General features: G+C 69.4%; 11 protein-coding genes and 1 pseudogene. 3 read left to right on the top strand and 9 right to left on the bottom strand.

The window, feature by feature from the left end:
• The first annotated feature begins 75 nt into the window (after positions 1-75).
• Entirely contained in the window at positions 76-879 is an 804-nt protein-coding gene (locus tag ACFV1J_RS01485; protein WP_385855155.1) for an alpha/beta fold hydrolase, read from the top strand.
• Between the two features lie 711 nt (positions 880-1,590).
• Here the strand turns inward: ACFV1J_RS01485 and ACFV1J_RS01480 are convergent.
• From ACFV1J_RS01480 to ACFV1J_RS01470, 3 genes are all read right to left on the bottom strand, one after another.
• Positions 1,591-2,979, bottom strand: coding sequence for a PA14 domain-containing protein (locus ACFV1J_RS01480; protein WP_385855154.1), 1,389 nt, complete (start codon positions 2,977-2,979; stop codon positions 1,591-1,593).
• Positions 2,980-3,134: 155 nt separating this feature from the next.
• Positions 3,135-3,431, bottom strand: a complete 297-nt coding sequence (locus ACFV1J_RS01475; protein WP_385855153.1) for a hypothetical protein — start codon at positions 3,429-3,431, stop codon at positions 3,135-3,137.
• Positions 3,432-3,674: 243 nt separating this feature from the next.
• Positions 3,675-4,151 (bottom strand): hypothetical protein, encoded by a 477-nt coding sequence (locus tag ACFV1J_RS01470; protein WP_385855152.1) that lies wholly within the window; start codon positions 4,149-4,151, stop codon positions 3,675-3,677.
• Positions 4,152-4,500: 349 nt separating this feature from the next.
• Between ACFV1J_RS01470 and ACFV1J_RS01465 the strand changes: the two genes are divergently transcribed.
• A complete protein-coding gene (locus ACFV1J_RS01465; protein ID WP_385855151.1) occupies positions 4,501-4,878 on the top strand; it encodes a nuclear transport factor 2 family protein in 378 nt (125 codons plus the stop codon).
• A 72-nt stretch (positions 4,879-4,950) separates the two neighbouring features.
• On the opposite strand, the pseudogene ACFV1J_RS01460 reads toward ACFV1J_RS01465, so the two are convergent.
• From ACFV1J_RS01460 to ACFV1J_RS01435, 6 genes and pseudogenes are all read right to left on the bottom strand, one after another.
• A pseudogene (locus ACFV1J_RS01460) lies at positions 4,951-5,281 on the bottom strand (transposase); the annotation flags it as partial.
• Between the two features lie 88 nt (positions 5,282-5,369).
• Positions 5,370-5,846: a hypothetical protein gene (locus ACFV1J_RS01455; protein ID WP_385855150.1), complete on the bottom strand. Its 477-nt coding sequence runs from the start codon at positions 5,844-5,846 to the stop codon at positions 5,370-5,372.
• Complete coding sequence (locus tag ACFV1J_RS01450) at positions 5,762-7,660, bottom strand: ArnT family glycosyltransferase (protein ID WP_385855149.1); 1,899 nt, start codon at positions 7,658-7,660, stop codon at positions 5,762-5,764. Before ACFV1J_RS01450 ends, ACFV1J_RS01455 begins: the two co-directional genes overlap by 85 nt.
• A 101-nt stretch (positions 7,661-7,761) precedes the next feature.
• Positions 7,762-8,244, bottom strand: coding sequence for a poly-gamma-glutamate biosynthesis protein PgsC/CapC (locus ACFV1J_RS01445; protein WP_385855148.1), 483 nt, complete (start codon positions 8,242-8,244; stop codon positions 7,762-7,764).
• Entirely contained in the window at positions 8,241-9,578 is a 1,338-nt protein-coding gene (gene pgsB, locus ACFV1J_RS01440) for a poly-gamma-glutamate synthase PgsB (protein WP_385855147.1), read from the bottom strand. The genes ACFV1J_RS01445 and pgsB overlap by 4 nt, the downstream gene beginning before the upstream one ends.
• Before the next feature lie 21 nt (positions 9,579-9,599).
• Positions 9,600-11,981: a HAMP domain-containing protein gene (locus tag ACFV1J_RS01435; protein ID WP_385855146.1), complete on the bottom strand. Its 2,382-nt coding sequence runs from the start codon at positions 11,979-11,981 to the stop codon at positions 9,600-9,602.
• A 989-nt stretch (positions 11,982-12,970) separates the two neighbouring features.
• On the opposite strand from ACFV1J_RS01435, the gene ACFV1J_RS01430 reads away from it, so the two are divergent.
• Complete coding sequence (locus tag ACFV1J_RS01430) at positions 12,971-14,311, top strand: alpha/beta hydrolase family protein (RefSeq protein ID WP_385855145.1); 1,341 nt, start codon at positions 12,971-12,973, stop codon at positions 14,309-14,311.
• Positions 14,312-14,376: the final 65 nt, after the last annotated feature.

Genomic DNA, 14,376 nt, shown 5'->3' with positions numbered 1-14,376 from the left:
CTTCCAGGCTCCCGTGCGCCCTCGGCACTCGGTGGCCACGCGGGCTCCGCCTGCGCGGTCCGCGAAAGGAACGGCATGCGTCTGAGGACCCTCCCCCTGGCCTTGATAGTGGCCACCTGCGCCTTCTTCGGTGTCGCCGCCGGCCCCGCCCAGGCCGACAGCATCTCGCCGCCCGGCGCGAACGACTGGACGTGCAAGCCGTCCGCCGCGCACCCCTATCCCGTCGTGCTGGTCCACGGCACCTTCGAGGACATGGCCAAGAACTGGTCGATCCTGTCGCCGCAGATCAAGGACGCCGGATACTGCGTCTTCGCACTGAACTACGGCAACAACGCCACCGCTCACATCGCCGATTCGGCCCAGGAACTCGACACGTTCGTCGACTCGGTGCTCGGCGCGACCGGCGCCAAAAAGGTCGATCTGGTCGGTCACAGCCAGGGCGGGATGATGCCCCGCTACTACCTCGACTTCCTCGGCGGTGCCACCAAGGTCGACGAACTGGTGGGAATCGTCCCCTCGAACCACGGCACGACCAATCCCCTGACCATCCCGACCGGGTACGCCGGCTGCGACGCCTGTACCGATCAGATGGTCGGCTCGCCCTTCCTGACCCACCTCAATGCGAAGGGGGACACGGTGTCGGGCCCCGACTACACCGTGATCACCACCAAGCACGACGAGGTCGTTACCCCGTACACCAGCGCCTTCCTCAGCGGACCGGCGAAGCAGGTCACCAACGTCACGCTCCAGGACCGCTGCCCCCTGGACGCCTTCGAACACGACCAGAGCCCCAACGATCCGGTCGTCGCCCAGTGGGTGCTCAACGCACTCGGCCGCAGCGGTCCCGCGGACCCCGCCTTCGTGCCCCACTGCGGCTGACCCGCCGCAGCTGACCTGTGTGATCTGACCTGATTGCGCGCGTACGGCTCCGGGCGGGACAGACCGCCCGGAGCCACCTCGCGCAGCCTGGCAACCACGCACGCGTCACCGACTGGCCAGCCACAGCCTCGCCAGTCACCGGCTCGTCAGTCACGGACCGGGCAGACAGACCTGTCGGTCACAGACTTGCCAGTCAACCGGGGCCTGGTTGGGGCTCCGGCTCAGGAGGGTGAGGCGGCGGAGGAACAGGCTCGCGCCCGGGTGGGATGGGGCCCGGCCCTGGCTCCGGCGGAGTGGGTGGGGGGCCAGGTGTGGGCGGGACCGGCTCAGGATGGATGGGCCCTGGTGGCGCGGGGGGCTGCGGAACAGTCATCACATGTCCTTTCCGGCCAGGTGCGCTCAGCGGTCCACGTCGCCCGTTGAGTGGCTGGTTCTGAGAAGCAGAGTGTTCTGTTGACTCCCCCACTCCCCCACTCCCTCGCTTCCCCACTCCCCACTGCCGGTGGCCCGCGGTCCCTTCCCACTCTCGTCCCCGCCTGAAGCAGGAGCAAGTGTCCCGGAGCCGCAGCGTCCGCCGCCCCCGGTTGCCCGAATGAGGAATTCGCAGCACCTCGCCCCGCCGGCCATGCCGACGGGGCGAAGGAGCCGGGCCCGAATCAACCACACGGGGTCGTGATCGCTTCCGGGCCGTTGTCGTGCGATTCCGTGACGTCAGCCGACCGGCACGGTCATGGCGCGGATCTCGCTGTACGGCGAGTAGTTCCCGGCCGCGTCATAGGTGCGGGCCCGGTACTCGTAGGTGCGCCCGTCGGCGGGCAGCGGGTCGCAGACGGTGATGTAGGCCGGGTCGTGGCGCGGGTCGTAGCCCTGGTGCGCGGCGACGGACCAGGCGTCCGTCCCCGCCTCGCGGCGCTCGATCTCGAAGCCGGTGAAGTCGCGGATCGGGGCGGGCGTGTAGTCGTTGGCGGTCGCCCGTATGCCGCCCTCACAGGCGCCCACGAGGAGTTCGGGGGCGGAGGCGGGGGCGATGCCGTCGGGGATGTTGAGCCAGAGCTCGTTGGTCGCGTAAGCGTTGAGGGCGTCACCGCTGTACGTGGTGGTGCCGCCGTCGTTGGTGACGAGGACACGGTAGTGGCGGGTCTCGCCGTCCGCGACGATCGGAGCCGTGGTCCAGGTGTTGCCGGTGGTGGTGCCCAGGGGGACCCACTTCCAGTAGCCGTCCACCTTGTCGTTGCTCAGGACCGTGTAGTGATCGAAGTGCGGCTCGGTGTTCAGCGGCCACTTCAGGGTGACCTTGCCGGTCGCCTTGTCGTAGGTGCCGGTCAGGGAGGTGACGATGGGCAGAGGTCGGACGATGGTGTCCGTACTGCCCGACGAGGTGTTGCCCGCCTTGTCGTTGGCGCGCACCTCGTAGTAGTACGGCGTGCGGTCGTCGGGGTTCACGAGGGGGTCGGTGTAGCTGCGGGCGGTGGTCGTGGTGACCTTCGTCCAGGTGCTGGAGCCGACGGACCGCCGGTACAGGGAGTAACTCGCCAGGTCCATCTCCTTGTTGGCGGACCAGGAGACGGTCGTCTTGCGGGTCGTGGTGTTGTACGCCGTCTGCACGCCGGTGGGGGCGAGCGGCTTCGTCGTGTCGTACGTGGCCGATGTCCGGGGCGTGTACGTGAACGAAACCTTCGCGGCACCGGACCAGTTCACGTAGTCGACGCGGACGGTGTGCTTGCCGGAGGGGATGGTGAAGCCGAGGTACGTGGAGCGGGCGGTGTCGCCGGTGGCGTACCACAGGTCGATCTGGCGGACGCCGTCCAGGTAGACCCGGACCCCGTCGGTGGCGGAGACGTTGAACATGAACGGGCCGCCGGAGCCGAAGTCACGGGTCACCGACCAGCGGACACCGAAGTTGTTCGACGACACACCGGCGACCGGGCTGCCGGACCAGCTCTGGCTGATGGCGCTGTCACAGTCGGTTTTCACCGGGGTGCCGGAGAACGAGGTGTTGTTGTAGAACGTCCGCTGGTAGACGTTGGTCGAGCAGGTGACGTCGGCGGCTGCCGCCGGCGGGGCGGCGACAAGCAGGCTGCCGAGGACGACGGCGGACATGGCACCACCTGTCCGGGCGGCAACAAGATTCTTCTGGTGCACGGGGACCTTTCACACTGTGCGGGCTGAACGTACAGCGTGGAGACTCGTGACCTGGGAAGAAGGTTGCACCGCGCGCCCACTGTCGATGCCGGTCGATGGGTGCAACACGTGCATCACGCGCTCTCTGACGGGCCCGTGCCGCTGCTGCCATCCGTCATCAGGGGCCCACACCGCCACCAGGCGACGAGCCAGCCGGCCTCGATGACGGCGTCCAGCGCGTGGCTGCGGCGTACCTTGCCCTTCGGTACGTAGACCAGGTCGATGGCGAGCAGTGTCAGCGCCGCGCCGAGGCCGATACGGCGTGCCTGGGACAGGCATTCAGGCGTGGGGCAGGTCCGGATCTGGCTCCAGCCGCAGGAGACCAACAGCCCTGACACCGTTCTGACCAGCCAGTCCTGCTCGTGTTGCATTCTCTGTGGTCCGAAGTAGCGCTCGAAACTGTGCAGGCACAGCAGAGCCCACGCTCCGCCGCCTGCGTTGAACAGGCCTTGGGCGCGGGCAACGAGCATGGGGTTCACGCGGGGCCTCACATTCGAGGCGGTGTGGGGGCGGCTTGGGGGCGGATGCGAGGCGGTTTCGAGGTGATCGTGCCTATAGAGGTGATGGTGCCTATGGGGGCGGCGGATCGTGTGCGGCGGTCGGCCGTGGCGGGCTCATCGGTCGGCTTCCGCGTTCCGTTGACCGGGCCGGTCGGTCAGGCAGTTCCGGACAGCACTGGTGTGCAAGGCATCCAGTGCCTCGGTCTGCTGTCGCGCGCCGTCCAGGAGTTCTTGGAGTCGTTGGGTGTCCAGACGGGGCTCGCGGGGCGCCAAGGCGAGGAGGGCGCGCCACAGGAGCGCCTTGCCTTCGACGCCGAGACGCATTCCCTCCAGCTCGACGACCGTGCTGAGGCCGGAACGACGGACGACGCGGCCGTTGGGCTTCAGCCGCCCGATCTTCTCACCCGCCCAGGCCCCGTAGATCTTGTATCGACGAACGGGAACGTCCAGGGAGCCCATGAGCCGTAGCAGCGCCTGCCGGTCCAACGAGATCTCCGCGGCGAGGTGCTTCAACTCACCGCCGAAGTCCGAACCCTGGTGCTCCCGGGCCATGCGCCGGGCCAGCTCAACACCGGCTGTGGCACCGGCCAAGTGATCATTGAGGTAGACCGCAACCCTCCGCGAACCCGCAAGCAGACCGCCCATGATCGACCTCCCTCGCCGGGGATCGGAGATCTTCCCTGCGCCCTGAGGAGTCAATTTCAGCCTATCGAATCGTGGCCACTGCCTCTGCTTCTGCCTCAGCCGCAGCCTCTGTCCCTGCCGCCGCCTCGGCCCCTTTCGAGCCCGTCACGCGGTGGTCACCAGCGACTACTCAGCGAATCAGGCAGTCCACCTGGACTCCGCAAAACTCCGCTAGTGCTGTGACCGGGATGGTCCACCGTGATCGGAAGGCGGCTCGCGGGACGAGCGCACGCGCAACGGCTGGTATTACTGGGGCATGCAGGAAGAGACGGCACGCTCCGCGATCGACACGTTCATCTCCGCTTTTAACACCTCGGACGACAGCTATGTGACTGCCCTGCTCTCCCAGGCCCTGACCTCAGACGTGGTCTTCTGGGGGCCGTTGGGTCGCAGCGAAGGAATCGCGGCGGTCGAGCGGTTCGTGCTGGACATCCGGCGCCACCCGGCGGGGACCGGCACGATGGTGCGCTGCTCAGCGGTGGACATGCCTGGCGAGTGGGCCCGGTACCAGTGGGTCTTCACCACGCCGGATGGAGGCCCCCGCCTGGCGGGAACGGACGTCGTCCATCTGCGGCGGAGCCTCATCGACCAGGTCATCGTCTTTGCGGGGGAGATCGAGCCGTCCGCCTCCTGAGTCGTCCTTCTGTCGCTGTCCTTCTCGTGAACTTGTCCCTTTCGGCACTCCGGGGCTGCGGTTCGCGGTCGGTCAGGCTGCGGCGTTGAGGGGGCGTCCGCCCCAGCGGATGCTCTTCTCGCTGCGAATGCGGGCGCGTTCCTTGCGTTGGGCGGCAAGTACGTCGGGGTGGCGGGCGTTGGCGTTGCGCCAGCGCAGATAGCGGTGCAGTGCCTGGGTTTGCGTGGGGTGGCTGCGGTGGTGGGAGTTGGCCAGGGTGAACTGCCGCAGCGGGCCGAAGTGGGCCTCGATCGGCTTGGCCCAGGATGCGTAGGTCGGGGTGAAGCACAGCTCGACCTTGTTCTTCTTCGCCCAGCGGCGGATGCCCGGCGCCGGTGTGGGCGGAGAGGTTGTCCAGGATGACAGCGAGCAGCATCATCGCCCGCCGGTAACGCACCAACTCGTGCTGCCCCGGCGCACGATCTGCTTCAGCTTCTGCCCCTCCTTGTCGGTCAATCTGCGTACACGGACAGGCTCAGCCACCGCGCCTCCAGCGGTCGAATGGACGTCACCGCACATCCAACCGTCACGACCACAACCCGGCGACTACGCGGTCGCAGCACTAGCCGTGCGCCCAGCCCGCCAGCAGGCGTAGCGCGGTGTGCGAGGGTGAATCCTCCTCCACGGTGGGCGACGAGCGCCTGGTCCGGGTCGTCGGGAAGCCGTAGCGTCTCGAAACCGAGGTCCAGTTCGCCGACGACCGGATGCCGGTACACATAGCGGCCGTGGGTCTTGTCCTTGAGTCGGTGCTCGGCCCAGGCCTCCCGGAACTCGGGGCTGGCGTCGGACAGGAGGTCGTCTTCAACCTTGCTACGGCACAGGGGGAACTCGCCGTCCCGGCAGGTCAGTTGGCTCGTCGAGCGCAGTCGTAGAGGGTGAAGGTTCCGTCCGAGGTGCGACCGTAGGCGCTTGGGCGGATGCGGGTGCAATTTCTCTTCACCCAGGCCGAGGCCGGTGTGGGCGGGCGGCGTGTGGTCAGCAGGGCGTAGCGCAGTTGATGGGTGGCGACCAGGTCGCCGATCCGTCGTGCGGTCGGGTAGGGGGTCAGGCCGGTGAAGCCGCCCATGACCAGTATGGGTGGGGAGGCGGCGCGCAGCAGGGGCTCGGCACCGTAGGCGGCTTGGGTGGCGAGCAGGTACTTCTCTCCGGAACGGTGTGCGGAAAGGTAGGCCAACAGTGCGGCGTCCCGCGTGGACGGCGTGCTCAGGGGGTATCGCCGGAACGTGACCCGGTGGTGGGGCCGGTCGCGGTGGTCGGGTCCCACCGGTCCGGCCAGCGGCGACAGCGGTGATCCGGCGTACCGCGGGTCCAGGCAGGAGGTGGCCCAGACCGCCGGGGCGAGGAGTACGGACGCCAGGGAGGCTGCCAGGGCACTGTGCATCGTCCGTCGCGTGGTGCGTGGTCCGCGGGTGCACAGGCCGACCGTCCCGCACAGACCGAGCATCAGCACCATCGGCAGCAGCCAGGGCGCGAAATCGCCGTGCGGGCCTTCGATCGCCACGGCCCACAGCGCCGTGAGGCCCATGGCGAGGGGAAGCGCCGCTCGGCGTCGGCCACCGGCGCTGTACTCGGACCAGAAGAGGGCGACTCCGCCACCGGTCAGCGCGGCGAGGGCCGGGGCCAGTACGGCGGTGTAGTAGCCGTGGTTGCCGTTGGAGTTGCTGAACACCACGACGTGCACCACCAGCCAGCCTCCCCAGAGCAGGAAGCCCGTCCGCGGCCCGTCGGTGCGCGGTTGTCCGGTGCGCCACCACACGCCCAGCACCAAGGCCAGTACGGCGAGCGGCAGGAGCCAGGCGATCTGCGGTCCCACGCTGTCGTTGACCAGCATGGTCCAACCGGTGTTGTCGGTGGGGCGGCTGGCCGCGGTGCCGGCGACGGCGCCCAGTGCGTTCGGGTCGTGGCCGAAGCGGCTCAGCCCGTTGTAGCCGAAGACCAGGGTGAAGGGGTTGTTGTTGGTGGTCGCGTCGATGTAGGGGCGGTTCGGGGCGGGGGTCGCCCACACCAGCAGCAGCCAGGCACAGGAGACGAGGAGCGCGGTGGCCCCGGCGAGCAGCAGCCGCCGGGCCCGGTTCCATCGGGAACCGGGCGCTGCCGTCTGGTACACCGCGGCGAAGACCGGCAGGACGAGCCATGCCTGGAGCATCTTGGCCTGGAACGCCAGTCCCACCCATGCCCCGCAGACGATCAGCGGAAGCAGTTTGCCGGTGGTGACGGCCTTCTGCAGCGATCCCGCGGCGAGGAGCAGCAGCAGGACGAGCAGGGTGTCGGGGATGGTGTGCCGGTCGAGTACGACGGTGACCGGGGTGAGCGTGAGTACCAGCGCGGCGAGCAGCCCTGCCCAGGGCCCGGCCCAGGCACGGACGATCCTGTGCAGCACCCAGACGGCCAGTACGCCCTCCAGCACCTGCGGCAGCACCATTGCCCAGTTGTACGGACCGAAGAGCTTGATGGAGAGGGCCTGCGGCCACAGCGCACCGGGGATCTTGTCGATGCTGATCGAGCCGCTCGGGTCCAGCCCGCCGAAGACGAAGGCGTGCCAGTTCGCCGCCATCGACCGCGCGGCCGCGCTGTAGTACGGGTGCACCCCGGCCCGGTCGATGCCCCAGGCGTAGAACACCGCGGCGGTGGCCAGGATCAGCAGGAGGGCGGGCAACTCCCAGTCGGCGATCGTGCGTTGACGGATCCCGGTGGTGCGTCGGCGGCGGCCGGCGGGGTCCCGGGCGAGGGCGGTCGTGGCCATGGCGGGTCTTTCCTGGGACGTCGGGCTGGAATGCGGTGATCGTTCGTCGGCTTCAGGGCCGGGGGTCCCCGCGCAATCGGTGCGCGGGCGGTACGGCGAGGTCAGCCGACCGGCAGCGCCCCCAGCAGCAACCCGGCAACGAGCACCACATAGGTGCCCAGGGTCACCGCCGTGGTGGAGATCACGGTGGCGGCCAACGGTTGGCGGACCAACTGGTACGCGATGAGGCCGGGCACGATGAAGCCCAGGGTCTGGGCGGTGTAAAGGAGCGGGAACTCGTGCTGGAGCGCGAGCAGCACCGTGGTCTGGAGCAACACCGCGGACAGCACCACGGCGGCGAACAGCCGCTTGCCGTAAAGGATCACATGGCGCTGAAGGAGCTTGGTCGCGAGGAACGTGAGCGCGGTGACACCGATCACCATGGCGGCCCGGACCACATCGGTGACCAGGGTCAGCGCCAGCCAGCCGGGGGTGATCATGCCGCCAGGAGAGAGGTTGGTGGTCAGATAGCAGACCAGCGAGAAGACCAGTCCGAGGGCTATCCCCAGCGCGATGGTCTGCGGCGTGACATTGACGGGGATCACAGGGGGTTCCTTGTCGACCGGTACGGGGCGTCGGCGTGGGCAGGGGCGGGGCTCGGGAGAGGCGGGGCGGGCAGGTGTCGGTTCAGCGACGCCACCCAGCTGTACGGCTCCGGCTCGGGCGGGGGCGCGACCGGAAGCGGCTCGTCGGCGTCGTCAGCGGGCAGCGTGGCGAGGTGCTCCAGGAACAGCTCGCCCTGACCGTGGATGTTGCCGACGGCCACCAGGGAGGAATCCGGGCCCAGTTCGGCGAGGAGGGCGCGGGTCAGTTCCTGTGCGTCGCGCCGGTCGCCGCCCAGGTCCACCACCCGCCCCGACGACCAGTCCGACGGGATGCCGTCGCGCGCGCTCTTGGTCGGATGCCCGATGAGCAGGACCGATTCCGGGTCCAGCTCGGGGATGATCGCTCCCATCTGCCCATTGCGTTCGATCCGGTCCGGTCGGCAGTTGATGACCACGTGCAGCGGGCGGCGGATCGCGCCGAGTTGCTCCAGCTGACGTACGTTCATCAAGGTCGACTCGGGATCGTTGGCGGCGAAGACATTGGCGAAACGCAGCCGTTTGCCGTCCGGTGTGCGGTAACGCTCGACCGAGAGCACACCGGGGTCCGGCGGTGCGTCCCACATACCGCGCAGTGCGGTGGCCCGGTCCACACCGAGGAGTTCGGCCACTGCCAGCGCGATGGCGACGTTCTCCTTGAACGTGAACCAACTGAACCCGCGCAGCTCCTCGTCCGTGACCGACTCCGGATCCACCGTGATCAGGCGGCACTTCCGTTTGTCCGCCTCCTCCTTGAGGATGTGCAGCCGCTCCCGCTCGGCGGTGACACAGACCCCTCCGACCGGCATCGACCGGGACAGCGAGCGGGCCACGTCGTCCAACGTCGGCCCCATTTCGGCGAGATGGTCCTCGCGCACGTTGCACAGCACGCCGATGGTGGAACGGATCAGCTTCTCCTGGTTGATCTCCTGAAGTGCGGGCATCACCGCCATGCACTCGATCACCAGAGCGTCCGGCCGGTACGCCGCCGCGCGCCGGACGATGCCGATCTGCTCGACGACATTGGCGATGCCCAACTTGCGGTACACCGGTTCCTCGGTGGCATCCGGGTGCAGGAACCGGGCAGCGGTGCCCGTGGTCTTGGCCACGGTGACCAGACCACCGCCGCGCAGTGCCCCCGCGCACAGCCGCGTGATCGAGCTCTTGCCGCGGATGCCGTTGACCAGCACCCGAGTGGGGATCTGCGCCAGCGCGGCGTAGTGGCGCCGCTGCTCCAGCACGCCGGCGACCAGCAGCACGGCGCAGCTCAACAGCAGCACAACGTAGAGGAAAAGCACGTCAGTCGGTCCTTTGGTCCTTCACTGGTGCGGCGGGCCGCCGCCGGGCTGGAACGAGGGGGTAGGGACAGCGGCCGCGTAGGCCCTTCCGCCGTCGCGGTCCCGGTCCGCCAGTGCCTGCCGGAGCAGTTCCAGACTGCGCGTGACCGAGCCGCACTCGTCGTGGTGGACCGGGTACAGCACGGTGCGACGGTCGCCGCCGGCCAGCCGCTCCGCGCATCTGGTGACCGCGCGCAGCGGCCTGACCACCACGATGTGCAGCCAGCTCAGGCCCGCGACGCCCACGGACAGGGCGAGCAGACCGGCCAGCATGGTGCGCGCCTGCAGCTGATATGCCGCCAGTTTGAGCGCTGCGGCGGGCTCGGCGGAGACCACCCGCCAGCCGAGTGCGGCGACCGGCCCTTTCTGTGTCAGTGGCGCCGCGGCCGCGACCGATGGCCCCTCGCCCGGGGCCGTCCCGGTGTGCAGTACGGCCGAGGCCGGGCCGGCCGCGCTGCCGGGTGCGGTCTCGGTCCTGGCCACCAGGCGGGTGAGGCCCCGGTGGGGAAGTGCCTGGAAGGCTTGGAAGCCGACGCTCGCCGCGAGCACCCTGTGGCGCTCGTCGGTCAGCCACACCTTGCCCAGCCCCTGCCGCGCGACCAGGGAGTTCAGCGCGTTCACGCCGACCTCGGCCACGACGACGACCGGGGCGGCGTCCTTGGTGCTCCTGGCCTTTCGGGCCGCCGGGATCTGGGCGTAGGCGGCGATCGCGGGGATCGGGCCCGAGGTGTTGACCTGGGTGATTCCGTTGCCGGTCGGCGCATGGACGAGGGGGTACAGCGGCTGCTTGCCCACCCGGAGCAGGACGGCACCGCTGCGGTCCAGTACATACAGCGACCGGAACGTGGGGTGGTCGGCGTGTTCGCGCCGCAGCACCTCTGCCGCCCTCGCGCGGGGCGCACCGGAGAGGGCTGACGCCGCCGCCGCGAGGTCGGTGCAGCTCCGGCCGAGGGACCGTTGCACCCGGTCGGCGGCGGCCTCGGTACGTGCCTGCTGGTCGGCGACGGCCAGTGGCGGTACGGCCTTGGCTGCCGGTACGCGGTTGAGCAGGAAGAGCAGCGGCGTCCCCCACGCGGCGATCACCAGTGCGCAGACGAGGACCAGCGCCCGGACACCGGGGCGGCGCCGTATCGGCCGCACGGGCTCCGGTCCTGTCTCGCCGAGCAGTTGGCGGCGTATCGACTCCAACGCCCGGCCGACCCTGCCGGGCTCGCCGAACGCGAAGGCCGGCACCGGCCGCGCCAACTCCTCTCGATTCATGGGCATTTCGCCGGCCGCCCTGGCCAGCCGGGCCGCGGACAGGTGCAGCCGCAGCAGCGCACGCTGCATGCTGCCCCACAGCACCAGGGTGACCAGCACGGCGATCACCACCAGTGCTCCCGCGGCCACCAGGGCGAACCCCAGATGGTCGGCTCCCTCCTTGGTCGGGGGAACATCCCTGACCGTGAGGACGGTCAGTCCCAGGCCGGGGGTGTCGTCCTTGCCGTCCGCCGCGGCGACCGATGCCCACCCCGTGACCCTGCGCAGCCCGTCGGGACCGTCACCGAGCACGGTGCCCGAGACGTCGCCGGTGTCCACAGCGGTGTTGGCGGTGTTCGCGGCGTTCGCCGCAGCGGCAGGCAGGGCGCGGTGGTCGGTACGGAGCGCCGGCGCTGTGCCGGTGGTGCCGGGGGTGGCGGTGGCTGGGGCTGTGGCGGTTGCTGGGGCAGTGGCGGTGGCGAGCACCTTTCCGTTCCGGTCCACCAGTTGACCGGTGCGGCCCGCCCCGTACACCGCTGGAGCAGCGACCTTTTCCGAGACGACGAGCAGGAGTTGGCGTTCCCCCTCGTCCTGATCCGCTCTCAGGTCACCTGTCTGGTCGTCGTTCTCGTCCTGCTTGGCGCCCGGAGCGGGGGCGGCCACCCGGGCGAAGAGCAACAGCCGCGGTTCGCCCCTGCCCGAAAGGACCAGCCGGGGCGCGATCTTCGCGGTGCCGGACCGCATCAGCGCCGCCGCATCCACCCCGGTCAGCGGAACCGTTTCACCGCTGGCCGCAAGGCGTCTGCCCGTGTGCGGGTCGAGCAGCACACCGCCTCCGGCAGGGTGCCCGGTCGGGAGAAGGGACCGCAGTAGTGCCGTCGGAGAGCTGCTGCCGGCGGGCGCGTCCGCTGCCGCAATGCGGCGCACTGCCGTGGCTCTGGCGTCGATGGCGGTCCCGACCGAGTCGGCGGCGTCCTCGGCGATCCGGCGTTCCGCGTCGAGTAAGGCCTGCGGGACATCCTGTTCGTGAACGGTACCGAGACCGAGTGCGGTGAACGCGGCAACTCCCAGCAGGGCGCAGAGCAGTGCGGCGATCGGTGGGCGGACGCCTCCGAGCAGAGGCATATCGGCGCGGCGTCGGGTGCGGTGCGGGCGGGGCGCGCGGGCAACAGCGTGCAGAACAGCGTCCTCTCGGCATGTGGGGGATGGCGCGTGCGGCAACTCGCCCCATATCAATACGGGGAGCACGGGATAAGTACAAGCCTTTCGTGCTGGGCCTTGTATACCGGCCCGCAGGAACTGCGCTCAACTCACCATAGGGAAAGGTAGCTTATGCCTCTCGGATCTCGTCCCGGCATGGCGCAATTCCCAACACCCGCTGCAAGGCCGGGTAATTGTCGATACCTTTCCGTCCGCATTCACCAGGTCACGCACAGTCGCACAGCCACGGGTGACTGCCCTTGAAGCTACCCCTTCTCGGGGAATCCACGAGCCCGCAGCGGGCGGTCGACGAGAGCCGGCGGTCACGAACTGGCGCGTAACAAAGACGCTCAGTGAAAACGGCGGGCAACGCAGTCGCAATTCCGGGTCCGAGGGCCGCCATCCGACGATGGCGTGAATCAGCCCTTCCTGAAGAACCCTCCTGACCGGGGATGACGCCCCGGGAGCCACCACGTCGAGGCAACGGCACAGCCACTCCCGCCGGGCCTCTGCCGGCTCGCGCCTTTGCTGCTGCGACGAGCCCACGAGGGTGCCGAGCTGGCGGGAACTGGCGACTCGGCACCGGCTGCACCAGGGCTTTCCTCCTGCCCCTGTCCCGTATCGGCACTCGACGCCACTCACCTCAGAGGCATACCCACCGAGTGCCGAGAGGCCGTTACCCGCGCAGAGGAGCTCGTGGAAAAAGGAGGGTCGTAGAGGCCGGGCAACGGACGGGCACGAAGCCGCCACCGGGCATTTCTGGACGCGCCAGCAACGCCCCGCCCACCCACCACCTTGGAGATAACTCGCCGCCCTATCCGGCGGGTTGGCACGGCCATGGCAAAACTGCCTATACGATGACCGCCAGCCGATCGCTGATCACGTGCCGATCACCACCATGGAGGGGGCCGCCCATGAAGCACGCACGAAGGCGCCACAGCCGGTTGCGCACCCGGGTCGCCGGCACCACCGGACTACTGACCCTCGCCCTGGGCGCCGCGGTGGCACCGGCCACCGCCGCGGAGAAGACCGCCAGTGCACCCACGACCACGGCGGCGGCCATGGACGACGCGGGGCACGCCCCGGGCCGGCTCGTGGCCTTGGACGACGCGGCGCAAGCCCCGGGCCACGCGGTGGACTTGGGCGACGTGGCGCAACACCCGCGTCGGGCAGCGTCCTTGAAGGTGGCGCCGGCTCCGGGCCAGCTGACCCTCCCCGCCCCGACCGGGAGCCATCGCGTCGGGACGGTCGACCTCCACCTGCGCGACACCAAACGCATGGATCCGTGGGTGCCCACACAGCAGCGCGAGTTGATGGTCTCGCTGTGGTACCCGGCCACACACACCTCCCGCTATCCCGCCGCACTTCTCCCCAACAGCCAGCAGGTGCTGCCGGGCGGGGTGACCCTGCCCACCACCGCCGGGCACACCGGCGCCCCGGTCGACCACAAACTCGGCAAGCTGCCGGTGCTGCTGTACTCGCCCGGCGGGCGTGGGAACCGTGCGACGGGCACGGCACTGGTTCAGGACCTGGCCAGCCGCGGCTACTTGGTCGTCACCATCGACCACACCCATGACACCGGCGATGTGGTGTTCCCCGGCGGGCGACATGAGGTGAGCATGCTGCCGCCAGGCACCAAATCGCGCGACTTGATCGACGTCCGGGCGGCGGACACCCACTTCGTCATCGACCAGCTGGCCGAGATCGCCCGCGGCCACAACCCGGATGTGGAACACAAGCCGCTCCCCCACGGGCTGACCCAGGCCGTGAGCACGAAACGCATCGGGATGTTCGGCGCGTCCCTCGGCGGCGGATCAGTGGCCGCTGCCATGCACGCGGACTCCAGGATCGACGCCGGCGTGAACCTGGACGGCCAGCTCTTCGGCTCGTCGGAATACAAGCGGCTCGACCGCCCCTACATGCTGTTCAGTTCCGAGCACCACAACCGCAACACCGACGGGAGCTGGGCGCGGCTCTGGGACCACCTGCACGGAGAGCGGCTCGACCTGAAGCTGCGCGGCTCCGGGCACAACTCCTTCGTCGACAACCAGGTCCTGTTCCCCCAGGCGCCGGGCGCATTCGGGATAACCCCGGAAGTGATGCAGCAGGCACTCGGCACAATCGACCCCAACCGCTCCATCGAGGTCCAACGCACCTACGTCGCCGCGTTCTTCGACAAGCATCTGCGCCACCGGCACAGCGACCTGCTCGACGGTCCCTCGCGCCATTTCCCGGAGATCGCCTTCGTGCGCTGAACGCCGTCCCGAGGCCGCGGGGGCAGGCCCGGCCAAGCCGCCGTACCGTCAATGGACGGTACGGC

Source organism: Streptomyces sp. NPDC059649, assembly GCF_042734445.1.
Classification (GTDB): Bacteria; Actinomycetota; Actinomycetes; order Streptomycetales; family Streptomycetaceae; genus Streptomyces.
The sequence above is the reverse complement of the archived record's forward strand: the minus strand, read 5'-3'. Positions and strand labels throughout refer to the sequence as shown.